Genomic DNA, 15,784 nt, shown 5'->3' with positions numbered 1-15,784 from the left:
CACCGTATACCTGCGGTGTGCTGGGCGGTGTCCGCGACGCTCACATGGTCACCCGTTTCATCGCGCAACAGGCGTTTGTAATTGTAGGAAGGAGTATTGCATACACTTGTCAGAAAAGCGCGTGCGATTTGACCAATGCCAAGCTTTTATGTTGCGGCTACGCGGCGTTTGCGGTTGCCCAGGCGCTTGGCCAGCACCGATCCGGCCGCCATGGCCAGCGCGACGGCCACCGTGGGCTGGCGGTTGCACAGCTCGGTAAAGCGGATGCTAGACAGCCCCCAGAGGCGGCAGCCAGCCACGGCCTGCACGGTGGCATTGCGCGGTTGGTGCGAGAAGAACGCGCCTTCGCCGACAATGGAGCCCGCGCCGACGATCGCCAGGCGAATGCGCTGCTTTTCGTCCTCGAAATGCACGCTGAGGCTGCCGCTTTCGACGAAAAACAAGGTGCGCTCCTGCGTGCCTTGCTGAAACAGCACCTGCGATGCGGCCAGCTGGGTCTGCGTCAGGTACGGCGCGAGAATCTCCCACTGCGCAGCCGTCAGCGGGTTGATCATGCTTTCCTCGTCCTGGCAGTTGTTGATGGCCGCCACCAGGGGCTTGATGTCATTGGCGCTACTGAACATGAAATCCTCCTCCGCAATCCTGGCGGTGGGCCCACCAGTGATTTATCGAAATTCCTAATCCAATAAATCTAACCGAGTGGCTGCACAATGGCTGGGCGGCTGGGCAAAAATTTGTAAGAAGTATCGTCCAGTCCACAATTCCTGACCAAGCACGCCGCCTCCCACCTTCTCTCCTAGACGTTTTTCAGATTCCATGCATGCATTACTAGAGGCCATCGCCACCCTGCCCGCGAGCCAGCAGGCCCAACGCCTCTTCCACGGGCGAGGCGGCCTGTTTCCCGGTTGCGAACACCTGTCGCTGGACCTGTACCCACCGGCGGTGGTGCTGACCAGCTTTGCACCGCTGGCCGACGAGGCGCTGCAAAGCGTGGGCGATGCGCTGCAGCAGCGCTGGCAGCAGCTCTACCCGGGCGAGCCGCTGACCTGGGTGTACCAATGCCGGGCGCTGGGCGCGGCCGAAACCCGCCTGGTCCAGGGTAGCCTGCCCGAGCCCCATACGGTGCAGGAAGACGATGCCCGCTACCTGGTGCATGTGCTGCGCGGCCAAAACCATGGCCTGTTTCTGGACATGGCCGAAGGCCGGCGCTGGGTGCGCCAGTTCATCGCGCGCCAGCCCGATCCCGAGCGCTGCACCGTGCTCAACCTGTTTGCCTACACCTGCGCCTTTTCGGTGGCGGCGCTGCAGGCCGGCGCCGGCCAGGTGGTCAATATCGACATGAGCAAGGCGGCCTTGGCCAGCGGCCAGCAGAACCACCGCCTCAACCAGCTCGCCGGTGGCCAGTTCTGGGGCCATGACATTTTCAGCAGCTGGGGCAAGATCACCCGCACCGGCCCTTACCAGCTGGTGATCATGGACCCGCCCAGCTACCAAAAGGGCAGCTTTGTCGCCACCAAGGATTACGCGCGCCTGATCAAGCGCCTGCCCGACCTGCTGGCGCCGGGCGGCTTTGCGCTGCTCTGCCTGAACGCCCCCGAGCTGCCGCTGGCCTTTTTGCAAGACCAGATGGCCGCGCTGGCGCCGGAGCTGGAGTTCATCGAGCAGGTGGCCAACCCAGCCATCTTTGCCGATGTCTCGCCTGACCGGGCGCTCAAGGTGCTGGCCTACCGCATGCCCAGCTAAGCCTGGGCGGCAGGCTGGTCCGCTGAGTCGACAACCACCAGCTTGCCGCACAGCGCGAACGGGTGCTGAAGCCCTACTACCGCATGGAGCACTCCCGCAATGCCGCATCCGGCGGCGTGGGGCTGGGGCTGTCGATCGCGCAGACGGTGGCGCAGGCCCATGGGGGTGGGTTGGAGGCGGTGCTGGTGCTGCCTCGGGTGGCTGCAGACAGCGCCGCTAGCGCTGCAAGCTAAACGCGCGGCAAGGCTTATTTGCCAATACAAAAACTCGAAAAAATCACCCCCAGCAAATCATCCGATGTGAACTCGCCGGTGATCGCATTGAGTGATTGCTGGGCCAGGCGCAGCTCTTCGGCCAGCAGGTCGAGGGCGGGGCTGTCGACATGCAGCTGGGCATGGGCGATGTCCAGGTGCTCTTCGACCTGCTGCAGCGCCTGCACATGGCGGGCGCGGGCGATGTAGGTGCCTTCGGCGGCAGGCTGCCAGCCGGCCATGGCCAGCAGCTGCTGGCGCAGGGTGTCCAGGCCCGCGCCGGTTTTGGCCGACAGCACCAGCGGGGCCTGGTCGCCTGCAGCGGCAGCAGCAGCCAGGGTGCTGAACTGGGCGGCGGCCTCGGCGCTTTGGCGGTGCGCCTCATCGGGGGTCAGTGCGTCGGCCTTGTTCCAGACCTGCAGCACGGGCACCGTGGCAGGCAGTTGCTGCTGCAAGGTGGCGGCAATCTCGCGGTCGGCCTGGGCATAGTCGGCCTGGGCCATGCGGGTCAGGTCGTGCAAGAAGAGTACCGCGTCGGCGGCGGCGATTTCTTCCCATGCGCGGGCAATGCCGATGCGCTCGACCTCGTCACTGCTCTCGCGCAGGCCGGCGGTGTCGATCACATGCAGGGGCACGCCTTCGATCTGGATGGTTTGCGTGACCTTGTCGCGCGTAGTGCCGGCAATGGGGGTGACGATGGCCAGCTCGGCGCCAGCGAGCGCATTGAGCAAGGAGCTTTTGCCGGCATTGGGCTGGCCGGCAATCACCACTTTGATGCCCTCGCGCAGCAAGGCGCCCTGGCGGGTTCGCTGCATGACAGCCTGCACGGTGGCGCGCAGCTGGTCCAGCTGGCCATAGGCATCGGCTTTTTGTAAAAAATCGATCTCCTCCTCGGGGAAATCCAGGGTGGCCTCGACCAGCATGCGCAGGTGCACCAGCGCATCGCGCAGGCGGTGCACCTCTTGCGAGAAGGCGCCGGTCAGCGAGCGGCTGGCACTGCGCGCGGCCGCCTCGGTGCTGGCGTCGATCAAATCGGCAATCGCCTCGGCCTGGGCCAGGTCGATCTTGTCGTTCAGAAACGCGCGCTCGGTGAACTCCCCCGGCTCGGCCAGGCGCAGGCCGGGCAGCAGCGGCGTGCCACTGTCAGCCTCCGCCTGCGCGGCTTCCAGGCAGCGGGCCAGCAGCAGCTGCAGCACCACCGGGCCGCCGTGGGCCTGCAGCTCCAGCACGTCCTCACCGGTGTAGCTGTGCGGCGCGGGAAAGTACAGCGCCAGCCCCTGGTCGATGGCCTGGCCATCTGCTGCTTTAAAGGGCAGGTAGGTGGCTTCGCGCGGCTTCAAAGCCTTGCCGCAGAGGCGCTCAACCAGCGGCGCAATCGCCTTGCCCGATACGCGCACAATGCCCACCGCTCCGCGCCCGGGGGCAGTGGCAATGGCAACAATCGGATCGTGGTGGCGGGCAAGCATGGGCAGGTCTTTGGCGCGAGTGGGGCAAGCCCCACATTATCGTGGCGACCGGGCCGGCGCCATGTACTCCAGGCTATTGGCCTCGTTCACCGCGCTTGGCCCCGCCCCATGAAAAAAGCCTGCTGGCGCAGGCTTTGGGGTGGTTGGAGTGTGCAGCGAGACGCTTACTTGACCGTGGTCCAGGCGGGGATGGGGCGCGCATCGGCGCGGTAGACGGTCTCGATGCCCTTGCGCATCGCCCAGGGGAAGATCTGGTGGTGCACGGGGATCGTGTAGAAGTTGTCCTTGGTCATCTTCAAGGCATCGTTGATCAAGGCGTCGCGCTTGGCCGTGTCGGTCTCGGTCTTCATCGCGTCGATCTTGGCGTCCAGCTCCTTGTCGGCAATGCGGCCGCCGTTGTAGACGCCGCCGCCCGCGGCGCCCTTGCTGTGGATCAGCGCGTCAAGCGAGTAAAGCGCATCAAAGGTCGCCACGCCCCAGCCGAACAGGTAGGCGTTCGGGTCGGAGTTCATTACGCGGGTCACGAACTGCGCCATCGGCGTCGCCTGCAGGCTGGTCTTGATGCCGATGCGGGTCCACATTGCGGTGACGGCCTGGCAGATCGCCTCGTCGTTCACATAGCGGTCGTTCGGGCATTCGAGCTTGAGGTTGAAGCCATTGGGGTAACCCGCTTCGGCCAGCAGCTTCTTGGCGCCTTCGACGTCGTACTTGGCAGCACGCTCTTCGAGCTCCTTGCTCCAGCCATGCACCATCGGCGCCACCATCGTGCCGGCGGTGATCGACATGCCGCGCATCGTGCGCTTGTGCAGGCCGTCGGTGTCGATGGCCATGTACATGGCCTTGCGCACGCGCACATCCTTCATCGGGTTCTTGCCCGGCGTGCCAGCGCCTGGCAGCTCGTCGCGGAACACGTCCAGGCCCAGGTAGATGGTGCGGTTCTCGGTGCCCTCGAGCAGCTTCAACTCAGCGGTCTTCTTGATGCGCTCCTGGTCCTGGGGCGGCGGGTCGACCATGAAGTCGACCTGGTTGGAGATCAGTGCAGCGGTGCGGGTGGCGGCCGACTTGATGGGGGTGAAGACGATCTCGTCGACGTTGCCGGTGGGCTTGTCCCACCAGGCGGCGTTCTTCTTCAGGGTCAGCTTGACATCGGGCTGCCAGCTGACGGCCACAAAGGAGCCGGTGCCATTGGTGTTGCGGCTGGAGTAGCTTTCTTCCTTGCCGGCGTAGTCCTGGGTCTTGACGGCGTTGTTCTTCTCGGCCCAGGCCTTGTTCATGATGCGCGCCTCGGTCAGCTCGCGCAGCAAGATGGGGTTGGGGCCCTTGAGGATCAGATCGACGGTGAAGTCATCGACCTTCTTGACTTCCTTGATGCTCTGGGTGGCGCTCATCATGTTCGATGGCGGGGTCATGATGCGGGTCAGCGAGAACACCACGTCATCGGCGGTGAAGGGCGCGCCGTCGTGGAATTTGACGCCCTTGCGCAGCTCAAAGCGCCACTGGGTGGGGCTCACCTCGGTCCACTTGGTCGCCAGTGCGGGCTCCAGCTGGAAATCCTTGCCGTAGCGCACCAGCGGCTCATAGACCTGCTGCAGGAAAGCATGGGTGGTCTGGTGGTTCTGTGCGTGGGGGTCCAGGGTCAGGATGTCATTGGCACCTGCCCAGCGCAAGGTGGCTGCCTGGGCCGCGCCCGCACAGAGCAACACCGCCAGCGCCAGCGCGCTAGGTCGAAAAACCGATACTTTCGCCATACCTGAACCCCTATTTTGTTGAACACATTTTCAAACAACTCATGCTAACGAAAAAACGGTCGCTAATGCGACCGTTTGGGAGGTGTATCCGGGAATGCCCGCCTAGGCAATCCCTGCATTGACAAATGCTGGCTACTTGAACTTTGGCAGATTGAACTGCGGTGGCACACCCATGCGGGTATTGATGATCCACTGCTGGGCAATCGACAGCACGTTGTTGGTCAGCCAGTACAGCACCAGACCGGCCGGGAAGAAGAAGAACATCACGCTGAACATCAGCGGCATGATCCACATCATCTTGGCTTGCATCGGATCCGGTGGTGCGGGGTTCAGCGCCGTCTGCAGCAGCGACGACAGGGTCATCAGCACGGGAAGGATGAAGAACGGATCGGGCACCGACAGGTCATGGATCCAGCCGATCCAGGGCGCATTGCGGATTTCCACCGACGACAGCAGCACCCAGTACAGCGCGATGAACACGGGAATCTGGATCACGATCGGGAAGCAACCGCCCATGGGGTTGACCTTCTCTTCACGGTAGATGCGCATCATCTCCTGCTGCATCTGCTGGGGCTTGTCCTTGAGGCGCTCACGCATCTCCATGATGCGGGGGTTGATCGCCTTCATCTTGGCCATCGACGCGTAAGCCTTGGCATTGAGCCAGTAGAACGCAATCTTGAGCAGCAGCACCAGCGCCACAATCGACCAGCCCCAGTTGCCGATGAAGCCGTGCAGCTTGTCGAGCAGCCAGTACAGCGGCTTGGCCAGAATCGTCACCCAGCCGTAGTCCTTGACCAGTTCCAGGCCAGGGGCGATGGCTTCGAGCGTCTTTTCGATCTGCGGGCCCACAAAGAGGCGCGCATCGATGGCCTTGCTCTGGCCGGGAGCGATCTCGCCCAGGTGGGTGATCTCGCCGACCGAGTACAGGTTGGTGCCGGCCTTGCGCACATAGATGTCGCGCTGCGTGCCCTGGGGCAGCAGCCAGGCGCTGGCAAAGTAGTGCTGCACCATGGCCACATAGCCGTTGTCCGCTGCCTTGTCCACGCTGTCGGTCTTGCCGTTTTCGATGTCCTTGAAGTCGACCTTGTGGTACTTCTTGGCCTCGGTGTAGACGGCCGGGCCGGTAAAGGTCGAGTAGAACGAGGATTCGCCAGCGGGCTTGTTGCCGTCGCGCGTCAGCTGCAGGTACAGCTGGGGGTTGACCGCGGCCGAGCCGGTGTTGACGACTTCCTGCTTCAAGCCAATGGCGTAGTCGCCGCGCTTGAGCGTCCAGGTCTTGACCAGCTTGACGCCGCCCAGGTCAGGCGACTCGAACACCACGTTCAACTCGTTCTGGCCCTCGGCCAGCTCGCGCGGGCCGGGCTTGAGGGTCATCGCGGTCTTGTGGGTCGGGAAGTTGCCACCGATCAGACCCGTCTGGGCCACGTAGACGCGGTTGGCGCTCTCGTCGAGCAGCTTCACGGGCTTGGTCTTGTCGTCCTGGTCGGCGTACTTGAGCAACTCGGCACCCACCAAGGATGCGCCTTCGCTGTCAAAGGTCAGGCGCAGCAGGTCGGACGCCACGGTCAGCTTCTCGCGTGCAGCAGCAGGGGCTGCCGCATCCGCAGCAGCCGTGCCGGGCACGTTGCTGGCGTTCGCAGGCGCCGCAGGGCTGGCGCTGGCAGCGGGCAGACCGTTGTCGGTGCTGACTGCATCTGCAGGCGCCTGGGCCGTCACCTCAGGTGTGGGGAAGAATGTGGGTTTGCGACCATTGTGGATTTGCCACTTGTCCCAGAGCAGGACCAGGGAGAAACCAAATATCACCCACAAGATGGTGCGGCGAATATCGTTCATGAAGACTTCTCAGAGGGGGAAGAGGATGAATCGGCGGGAGTCACCAGACGACTGAACCAGCGCGGATGCGCGGGGACCGGATCGTGGCCGCCCTCGCACCAGGGATGGCAGCGCACCAGGCGGCGCACCGTCAAATAGCTGCCCATGGCAGCACCGTGCTGTTCCAGCGCCTGCAATGAATAGGCAGAGCACGTGGGCTCGAACCGGCAGGCAGAACCTAGCCAAGGGCTCAGCAGCAGCCTGTAGCCGCGCACCAAACCCATGAGCAAGCGTTGCATCATACGCTAAGCACCTTGGCGCCTTCGCTGCGCTCGGCTTTGGCCGGCTGGCTGTTCTTGTGCGCCCGGGCAAACAGCTGCATCAGCTCGGCACGCACCGCCTGCTTGAGCACGTCGGAGCTGGGGCTGATGAACTGCTTGCGGTCGAACGTGCTGCGCAAGCGCACCACGTGGGCGGCGGCTGGCAGCTGCGCCTCATGCAAGGCAGCGACGGCATAGATCTGCCGCTTGATGGCGTTGCGGGTGACCGCGCGGCGCGCCCAGCGCTTGGGCACCATGGCACCCAGCCAGGTCGCCTCCAACGCAAAAAGAGCCTGCGACCCAGCCTTGACAGCTGGATCACCAGGCCCTGATGGGGCAGCAGCGCTGCCCGAGGCGTCGGCAGACAACACCAGCCTGTGCAGCGCAAAGTGCGCTGTACGGGCGATGGTGCCGCCTGCCATGGCGGCTTGGAATTGAGGGCGAGTCTTAAGGCGATGCATAAGTGTCACCCACTGGTGCACTACCTGGCACCCGAGAGGTGCCCGTCACCCTGTCAGCCTTACAGGCCCAGACGCTTGCGGCCCTTGGCGCGGCGTGCGTTGATAACAGCGCGGCCACCCTTGGTCTTCATACGGACGAGGAAACCGTGGGTACGGGCGCGGCGAACTTTGGAAGGTTGGTAAGTACGTTTCATGATGCAATTCCTAGAGAGGCTTGGTTCCGGTTTGTTGGCCGCTTGCATCCAAAAATGAACACAAAAGCAACCAAGCTCAAGCCCTGCTCAAGCGCAACACCGGTGAAATAGTGCGGTCCACCCCCATGGCAAGGACACAAGGTCTGTTGCCAGCGCGAGGGGACACGCGCGTAAAATTCGCCCTGACATGCAGGGAAACCGCAAATTATCGCAGTGTTTACTGTCCTTGGCAATTACTTGGCTTTGTCCTCGGTTTTTTCTGTAATATGCGCAGACTTTTGCCGAGTCTGCGGCCAGCCCATCGAGGAAACCCGAGCATGGGGTTTGTGCAGACCAGTCCGTTGTGTGGATAACTTTTGCACAAGCTACAATAGGCAGCCGATCAACCTTCCCCCTTATCCACAACAACAACAGCGTGGGGGATGAATCTTTCCGTGGGATAACAATGGATGAAGCCAGCCTGGGCCAAGGTTTGTGGCGTGCAGTTGTAGAGCAACTCGCCCAAGAAATGCCCGAGCAACAGTTCAACACCTGGATCAAGCCGCTGACCGCTGTCGTGTCGGACGACTTGTCCAAGGTCACGCTCTATGTGGCCAACCGTTTCAAGCTCGACTGGATTCGCGCCCAATACACCGGCCGCCTGGCCGCCATGCTGGAGGAAACCTACGGACAACCGGTGGCCATCGAGTTGGCCATTGCCCAGCGAGATGCGGCCGTGCGCACCGTCGTGCGCCCACCGGTGCGCAGCGGTGGTGCGCTTGCAGCGTCGGCTCAGGGCAGTGGCACCTCGTCAGGCATGGGCCTGGGGCCGTCCTACGGGCCAGCTAGCCGCAACCCCGGCCAGGCTGCCGCCAACGCGGCCGAGCAGTACCGCAACAGCATCCAGATCAGCGACGCCAGCCCCGCGCCCCATACGGGCCAGGCCAGCAGCGCCGAGGGTGATACCGGCAATGCCAGTGGCAACTTCCGCAACCGCCTGAACCCGGTGCTCACGTTTGACACGCTGGTCGAAGGTACTGCCAACCGCATGGCGCGCTCGGCGGCCATGCATGTGGCGGCGTCTCCCGGACATCTGTACAACCCCTTGTTCATCTACGGCGGCGTTGGTCTGGGTAAGACCCACCTGGTGCATGCCGTGGGCAACAAGCTGCTGGCCGACAACCCGGACGCCAAAGTTCTCTACATCCATGCCGAGCAGTTCGTTTCGGATGTGGTCAAGTCCTACCAGCGCCGCACCTTTGACGAGTTCAAGGAGCGCTACCACTCGCTCGATCTGCTGCTGATCGACGATGTGCAGTTTTTCGCCAACAAGGACCGCACGCAGGAAGAGTTCTTCAACGCCTTTGAAGCGCTGCTGGCCAAGAAGAGCCACATCGTGATGACGTCCGACACCTATCCCAAGGGTCTGGCCAACATCCACGAGCGCCTGGTCTCGCGCTTTGACTCGGGCCTGACGGTGGCTATCGAGCCGCCCGAGCTGGAGATGCGCGTTGCCATTCTGATCAACAAGTCGCGCGTCGAAGGCACCGAGATGCCCGAGGAAGTGGCCTTCTTCGTGGCCAAGAACGTGCGCTCCAATGTGCGCGAGCTCGAAGGCGCGCTGCGCAAGATCCTCGCCTACTCGCGCTTCAACCAGAAGGAAATCTCCATCCAGCTGGCGCGCGAGGCGCTGCGCGATCTGCTCTCGATCCAGAACCGCCAGATCAGCGTGGAAAACATCCAAAAGACCGTGGCGGACTACTACAAGATCAAGGTCGCCGACATGTACAGCAAAAAGCGCCCGGCCAGCATTGCCCGTCCGCGCCAGATTGCCATGTACCTGGCCAAGGAGCTGACCCAGAAAAGCCTGCCGGAAATCGGCGAGCTTTTTGGCGGCCGCGACCACACCACCGTGCTGCACGCGGTGCGCAAGATCGGTGGCGAGCGCCAGCAATTGACCGAGCTGAACCAGCAATTGCACGTGCTGGAGCAGACCCTCAAGGGCTAGCCGATGGAATTTTTTGATTTCGCCAATTGCCTGCGCGCCGCAGGCACAATGGCAAATGGGACAGGTGCAGAGGGGGCTCCGTGCACAACTGCCGTCCACAACAACACCGCAATTTGACAAGAGGTTGAAATGATTGTTCTGAAGGCCACACAAGACAAAGTCATCGCAGTACTGCAGTCGGTCGCCGGTATTGTCGAGCGGCGCCACACTTTGCCGATTCTGGCCAACGTGCTGATCCGCAAGACCGGCAATGCGCTGCAGCTGACCACCAGCGACCTGGAAATCCAGATCCGCACCACGGCCGAGCTGGGCGGTGACATGGGTGACTTCACCACCACCGTGGGCGCGCGCAAGCTGATCGACATCCTGAAGACCATGCCCAGCGACCAGACCGTGAGCCTGGAGACGCAGCAGTCCAAGATGATCCTCAAGGGCGGCAAGAGCCGCTTCACCTTGCAGACCCTGCCGGCAGAAGACTTCCCGCTGGTGCAGGAAGCACCCTCGTTCGGCCCCGTGTTCAGCGTGCCGCAAAAGGTGCTCAAGGACCTGATGGGCCAGGTCTCGTTCGCGATGGCTGTGCAGGATATCCGTTACTACCTGAACGGCATCCTGTTCGTGGCCGAGGGCAACACGCTGAGCCTGGTGGCCACCGACGGCCACCGCCTGGCCTTTGCCAGCGCCACCCTGGATGTGGAAGTGCCCAAGCAGGAAGTGATTCTGCCGCGCAAGACCGTGCTGGAGCTCCAGCGCCTGCTGTCGGACGCCAGCGGCGACAACCAGCCCGTCATCGAGATGCAGTTCGCCAGCAACCAGGCGCGCTTTACCTTTGCCGGCATGGAGTTCGTCACCAAGCTGGTCGAGGGCAAGTTCCCCGACTACAACCGCGTCATCCCGCGCAACCACCCCAACAGCATCACGCTGGGCCGCGCGCCACTGCTGGCCAGCATGCAGCGCACGGCCATCATGACCAGCGACAAGTTCAAGGGCGTGCGCCTGACCATCGAGCCCGGCACCCTGCGCATTGCAGCCAACAACGCCGAGCAGGAAGAGGCGGTGGATGAGCTCGACATCGACTACGGCGGCCCGGCCGTTGAAGTCGGCTTCAACGTCACCTACCTGATCGATGTGCTCTCCAACATGGGCCAGGACATGGTACGCATCGACTTTGCCGACAACAACAACTCGGCGCTGATCACCAACCCGGAAAACGACACCTTCAAGTACGTGGTCATGCCGATGCGCATGTAAGCCACGCAGGCGACCCGCGCGCCGGTTTGCAGCAGCAGGCCGGCGCAGCACCGAGATTTATTTGATTCAAAGACATGGCAGGGCGCCGCGCCCGCCAGTGCAGTACCAAGGCAGCTTCATGACCGCAGAAAACCAGCCGGAACAATCCCCCAGCACGCCAGGCCCCGATGCCAGCGGCTATGGCGAAGGCGCCATCCAGATCCTGGAAGGGCTGGAGGCTGTGCGCAAACGCCCGGGCATGTACATCGGCGATACCTCGGACGGCACCGGCCTGCACCACCTGGTGTTTGAAGTGGTGGACAACTCCATCGACGAGGCCCTGGCCGGCTATTGCGACGACATCCTGGTGACCATCCACGCCGACGGCTCGCTATCGGTGGTGGACAACGGCCGGGGCATTCCCACCGGCGTGAAGATGGATGACAAGCACGAGCCCAAGCGCTCGGCCGCTGAAATCGCGCTGACCGAGCTGCACGCCGGCGGCAAGTTCAACCAGAACAGCTACAAGGTCTCGGGCGGTCTGCACGGCGTGGGCGTGTCCTGCGTGAACGCGCTGTCCATCAAGCTCAAGCTCATCGTGCGCCGCGAAGGCCAGGTGCACCAGATCGATTTCTCGCGCGGCTTTGTGCAAAACCGCCTGGTCGAAGTGGTCGACGGCGTGGAAGTCTCGCCGATGCGCATTGTGGGCGCCACCGAGAAGCGCGGCACCGAAGTGCACTTCCTGCCCGACCAGGAAATCTTCAAGGAAAACTACGAGTTCCGCTACGAGATCCTGGCCAAGCGCCTGCGCGAGCTGTCCTTCCTGAACAACGGCGTGCGCATCCGCCTCAAGGACGAGCGCGATGGCAAGGAGGACGACTTCTCCGGCGCCGGCGGCGTGCAGGGCTTTGTCGAGTTCATCAACGGCACCAAGAAAGTGCTGCACCCCACCGTGTTCCACGCCGAAGGCAGCCGCCCGGCCGAGACCTATGGCGGCATCCCCGGCACCGAGATCGGTGTCGAAGTGGCCATGCAGTGGAACGACGGCTACAACGAGCAGGTGCTGTGCTTTACCAACAACATCCCCCAGCGTGACGGCGGCACCCATTTGACCGGCCTGCGCGCGGCGATGACCCGTGTCATCGGCAAGTACATCGCCGACCATGACCTGGCCAAGAAAGCCAAGGTCGAAGTCACCGGCGACGACATGCGCGAAGGCCTGTGCGCGGTGCTCAGCGTCAAGGTGCCCGAGCCCAAGTTCAGCAGCCAGACCAAGGACAAGCTGGTCTCCAGCGAAGTGCGCGCGCCCGTCGAGGACATCGTCGGCAAGCTGCTGACCGAGTACCTCGAAGAAAAGCCCAACGACGCCAAGATCATCTGCAACAAGATCGTTGAAGCGGCCCGCGCCCGTGAAGCGGCCCGCAAGGCCCGCGAAATGACGCGCCGCAAAGGCGTGCTCGACGGCATGGGCCTGCCCGGCAAGCTGGCCGACTGCCAGGAAAAAGACCCAGCGCTGTCTGAAATCTACATCGTCGAGGGTGACTCCGCAGGCGGCTCGGCCAAGCAAGGGCGTGACCGCAAGTTCCAGGCCATCCTGCCGCTGCGCGGCAAGATCCTGAACGTGGAAAAAGCCCGCTACGAAAAGCTGCTCTCCAGCAGCGAAATCGTGACCTTGATCACCGCGCTGGGCACCGGCATCGGCAAGGTGAGCGAAGACTCGGGCAAGAGCAGCACCGACGACTACAACCTCGCCAAGCTGCGCTACCACCGCATCATCATCATGACCGATGCGGACGTCGACGGCGCCCACATCCGCACCTTGCTGCTGACCTTCTTCTACCGCCAGATGCCCGATCTGGTCGAAGCCGGCCACATCTACATTGCGCAGCCGCCACTGTACAAGGTCAAGAACGGCAAGGAAGAGCTGTACCTCAAGGACGGCCCTGCCCTCAACCAGTTCCTGCTGCGCGTGGCCCTGCAAGGCGCCAGCGTCAGCACCGGCGGCGCCAACCCGCGCACCATCGATGGTGAAGAGCTGGGCCGCCTGGCCGGCATGCACCTGGCCGCCGAAACCGTCATCGACCGCCTCTCATCCTACCTGGACGCCGAAGCGCTGCGCGCCATCGCCGACGGCGTGCAGATCCGCCTCGACACGCTGGACGACGCCATGGTCTGTGCCCCGGTGCTCGAAGCCAAGCTGCGCGAGTTGACCACCACCGGCGTGCCCGCCGAGGTCACGGGCGAGCTGGACCCGCACACCGAAAAGCCGATCCTGCGCATCAGCCGCCACCACCACGGCAACATCAAGAGCTCCATCCTGACGCAGGAGTTTGTCGAAGGCCAGGACTACGCGGCGCTGGCCGCCGAAGCCCAGAACTTCCACGGTCTGCTCGCCGAAGGCGCCAGGGTCACCCGTGGCGAAGGCGAAAAAGCCAAGATGGAAAAAGTGACCGACTTCCGCCAGGCCATGCAGTGGCTCATCAGCGAAGCCGAACGCACCACCGCCCGCCAGCGCTACAAGGGCCTGGGCGAAATGAACCCCGAGCAGCTGTGGGAAACCACGATGGACCCCCAAGTCCGCAGCCTGCTGCAGGTCAAAGTCGGCGACGCCATCGAAGCCGACCGCGTCTTCACGATGCTGATGGGCGACGAGGTCGAGCCCCGCCGCGACTTTATCGAGACCAATGCATTGCGGGCGGGGAATATTGATGTGTGATGGGTGTCAGCGGTCAAAGGTGGCGGCGCTGTTTTAGAGCCTCCCTCTTTTGACGGATACTTCGGACTAGTCAGAAACCTCCATAAAACAGCCGCGAAAGCGGCTGTTTTTGCGTGTGCTGGCGCGCTCGCGATTCATGCCTGCTCTCGCAATCTGCCTGCGACTGACAGACTGGGATTTCCATCAAACCCGAACTACTATCCAGCCATAAATCCTAATGCACTAGGATTTTTTATAAACACTGAAGAAGAATAAAGATCCTATTTTGCTAGGCATTTTTGCAAACGTTATCAATGCCTTTCCATAATTCCTAGTCAACCAGGAACTATGAAGCTCGACATCAAGTCTTCGTCAGACCTTGGCCATGCCGTCCGAGCCATGCGCAAAGCCTCCGGTATTCGGCTGGATGGTCTCTCCGGCATCGTTGGTATCAGCAAGCAGACGACGTCCAATCTGGAGCTACACTGCTCCCGACCTCACTCCCCGCCCTTTCGCCTTGGCCCAAGCACCCCACAACCGCGCCGCCCAGCGCAAGCGCAAGTCCAGCTGGTCATCGCTGCGCATGCCCCAGCACATGGCATCCACCCTGCAGAAAAAACACTGGCTGCGTCTGCATGGCCTGTGCATGGGGCTGCTGGTCTTGCTGGTGATGTGGGCGGTCACGGCAGCACTGCTCCATTCCGGGGTGACATCGATGGCGCTGCGCTATGCCATCAGCCTGGGCGTGGGCTATGCCGTGTACCTACTGGTGCTGCGGCTGTGGGCGGCCTACCTGGTGCGCAATGCCTATGCGCGCAAGCGCGAAGACTCCTGGGCCGATGGCATCGACCCGGTGCCCGATCTGCACGTAGACAAAGGCGCGCCCGATTGGCAGTCAGGCGGGGGCGGCAATTTTGGTGGTGGTGGGGCGTCAGGAGATTGGGCGGAAGTGGACCTGTCGTCGACTGCATCAGGTGCTTCCAGCTCCTGGACCGATGCCGTCGATGTGGTCGATATCGGGGGCGGCGATGAGGGCATCATCATCGTGCCCATCCTGGCGGTGTTTGCCGCCCTGCTGCTGGCCTTCTTTGGCTTTGGCGCGCTGCTGTGGCTGTACTTTGGCGTGGATGTGCTCCTGACCGTCGCGGTGGAGCTGGCCTTTTCGATGATGACCGCCCGCGCCCTGGTGGGGGTCGAGCGCGCAGGCTGGCTGGCCTCGGCCGTGCGACTGACCTGGAAGCCGCTGCTCGGCGCCCTGGTCTGCGCCGTGGCGCTGGGTGCGCTGGCAGACTGGTGGGTGCCAGAGGCCACCACCTTGCGCGAAGTGATCGCCCATATCCGGGGCACGCGATAACAAGGGCCATAGCGCTGGCTACCTTGGCCTACCCAGCGCTGCCATAAAGCCAGTTTATGCTGGTCCTTTGCTGGCCGCCACGGCTTCCCTCTCATTCATGACAAGGACTGTTCATGCCCATCGTCGTTACCGCCCAGAGCACCATCCAGATCGGCGCTGCCGAGCCTCTTCAAGGCAATGCGCCCGAAGGCAGCTATGCGGCCGTGTTTGAAGACGATGGCGACACCGCCTACTTCTATGCGCTGGATTTTGCGAACGCCGAGCAACCCATCCAGAACGCGCTGCACATCTACAACGTAGCCGATGTCTCCGACAAGCACCTGCCGTCCGAGGTGACGATTGGCTGGTCCACCGACGGCAGCAAGGTCGTGCTGCTGATCAATGGCAACCCGCATGCCGTGTTTGATTTTGCGGCCAAGCATGGCTACTGCCGCACCGCCTTTCCGCCGCCTGATGCAGATTCCGGCTGGAGCGGCCATGACTGGACGGACGACACCATCGAGCTGTTTGCCACCGAAGCCTGAGA

At 62.8% G+C, this 15,784-nt stretch carries 14 protein-coding genes; 7 read left to right on the top strand and 7 right to left on the bottom strand.

Going from position 1 to position 15,784, the window contains the following annotated elements; translation table 11 throughout:
* Window positions 1-146: 146 nt before the first annotated feature.
* Window positions 147-623, bottom strand: a complete 477-nt coding sequence (locus DCO45_RS08760; protein ID WP_116925473.1) for a cyclic nucleotide-binding domain-containing protein — start codon at window positions 621-623, stop codon at window positions 147-149.
* Between the two features lie 193 nt (window positions 624-816).
* On the opposite strand from DCO45_RS08760, the gene DCO45_RS08755 reads away from it, so the two are divergent.
* On the top strand, window positions 817-1,743 hold the full coding sequence (locus tag DCO45_RS08755) for a class I SAM-dependent methyltransferase (RefSeq protein ID WP_116925472.1): 927 nt from the start codon (window positions 817-819) through the stop codon (window positions 1,741-1,743).
* An 83-nt stretch (window positions 1,744-1,826) separates the two neighbouring features.
* Window positions 1,827-1,976: a hypothetical protein gene (locus DCO45_RS08750; protein ID WP_347707643.1), complete on the top strand. Its 150-nt coding sequence runs from the start codon at window positions 1,827-1,829 to the stop codon at window positions 1,974-1,976.
* Window positions 1,977-1,990: 14 nt separating this feature from the next.
* Here DCO45_RS08750 and mnmE read toward each other — a convergent pair whose 3' ends face one another.
* The 6 genes from mnmE to rpmH all read right to left on the bottom strand — a co-directional run bounded on the left by mnmE (window position 1,991) and on the right by rpmH (window position 7,995).
* Window positions 1,991-3,460: a tRNA uridine-5-carboxymethylaminomethyl(34) synthesis GTPase MnmE gene (mnmE, locus tag DCO45_RS08745; protein WP_116925471.1), complete on the bottom strand. Its 1,470-nt coding sequence runs from the start codon at window positions 3,458-3,460 to the stop codon at window positions 1,991-1,993.
* A 164-nt stretch (window positions 3,461-3,624) separates the two neighbouring features.
* The gene (locus tag DCO45_RS08740) at window positions 3,625-5,208 is read right to left on the bottom strand and encodes an ABC transporter substrate-binding protein (RefSeq protein ID WP_116925470.1); all 1,584 of its coding nucleotides are present in this window, start codon (window positions 5,206-5,208) and stop codon (window positions 3,625-3,627) included.
* Window positions 5,209-5,340: 132 nt separating this feature from the next.
* Window positions 5,341-7,041 (bottom strand): membrane protein insertase YidC, encoded by a 1,701-nt coding sequence (yidC, locus tag DCO45_RS08735; RefSeq protein WP_116925469.1) that lies wholly within the window; start codon window positions 7,039-7,041, stop codon window positions 5,341-5,343.
* Window positions 7,038-7,322: a membrane protein insertion efficiency factor YidD gene (gene yidD, locus DCO45_RS08730; RefSeq protein WP_084635722.1), complete on the bottom strand. Its 285-nt coding sequence runs from the start codon at window positions 7,320-7,322 to the stop codon at window positions 7,038-7,040. The genes yidC and yidD overlap by 4 nt, the downstream gene beginning before the upstream one ends.
* The gene (locus DCO45_RS08725; protein ID WP_116925468.1) at window positions 7,319-7,801 is read right to left on the bottom strand and encodes a ribonuclease P protein component; all 483 of its coding nucleotides are present in this window, start codon (window positions 7,799-7,801) and stop codon (window positions 7,319-7,321) included. Before DCO45_RS08725 ends, yidD begins: the two co-directional genes overlap by 4 nt.
* A 59-nt stretch (window positions 7,802-7,860) precedes the next feature.
* Window positions 7,861-7,995 (bottom strand): 50S ribosomal protein L34, encoded by a 135-nt coding sequence (gene rpmH, locus DCO45_RS08720; RefSeq protein ID WP_084635723.1) that lies wholly within the window; start codon window positions 7,993-7,995, stop codon window positions 7,861-7,863.
* 445 nt (window positions 7,996-8,440) lie between these two features.
* Between rpmH and dnaA the strand changes: the two genes are divergently transcribed.
* The 5 genes from dnaA to DCO45_RS08695 all read left to right on the top strand — a co-directional run bounded on the left by dnaA (window position 8,441) and on the right by DCO45_RS08695 (window position 15,782).
* Window positions 8,441-9,982, top strand: a complete 1,542-nt coding sequence (gene dnaA, locus DCO45_RS08715) for a chromosomal replication initiator protein DnaA (RefSeq protein ID WP_116925467.1) — start codon at window positions 8,441-8,443, stop codon at window positions 9,980-9,982.
* Window positions 9,983-10,111: 129 nt separating this feature from the next.
* Window positions 10,112-11,230, top strand: a complete 1,119-nt coding sequence (gene dnaN / locus DCO45_RS08710; protein ID WP_116925466.1) for a DNA polymerase III subunit beta — start codon at window positions 10,112-10,114, stop codon at window positions 11,228-11,230.
* Between the two features lie 118 nt (window positions 11,231-11,348).
* Complete coding sequence (gene gyrB, locus DCO45_RS08705) at window positions 11,349-13,925, top strand: DNA topoisomerase (ATP-hydrolyzing) subunit B (RefSeq protein WP_116925531.1); 2,577 nt, start codon at window positions 11,349-11,351, stop codon at window positions 13,923-13,925.
* A gap of 496 nt (window positions 13,926-14,421) precedes the next feature.
* A complete protein-coding gene (locus DCO45_RS08700; protein WP_207788059.1) occupies window positions 14,422-15,258 on the top strand; it encodes a hypothetical protein in 837 nt (278 codons plus the stop codon).
* A gap of 113 nt (window positions 15,259-15,371) precedes the next feature.
* Window positions 15,372-15,782: a DUF2251 domain-containing protein gene (locus DCO45_RS08695; protein WP_116925465.1), complete on the top strand. Its 411-nt coding sequence runs from the start codon at window positions 15,372-15,374 to the stop codon at window positions 15,780-15,782.
* The last annotated feature ends 2 nt before the right edge of the window (window positions 15,783-15,784 follow it).

This window comes from Comamonas sp. JNW (assembly GCF_003105075.1).
In the GTDB taxonomy this organism is placed as follows: domain Bacteria; phylum Pseudomonadota; class Gammaproteobacteria; order Burkholderiales; family Burkholderiaceae_C; genus Comamonas; species Comamonas squillarum.
This window is presented reverse-complemented; position numbering and strand designations above follow the sequence as displayed.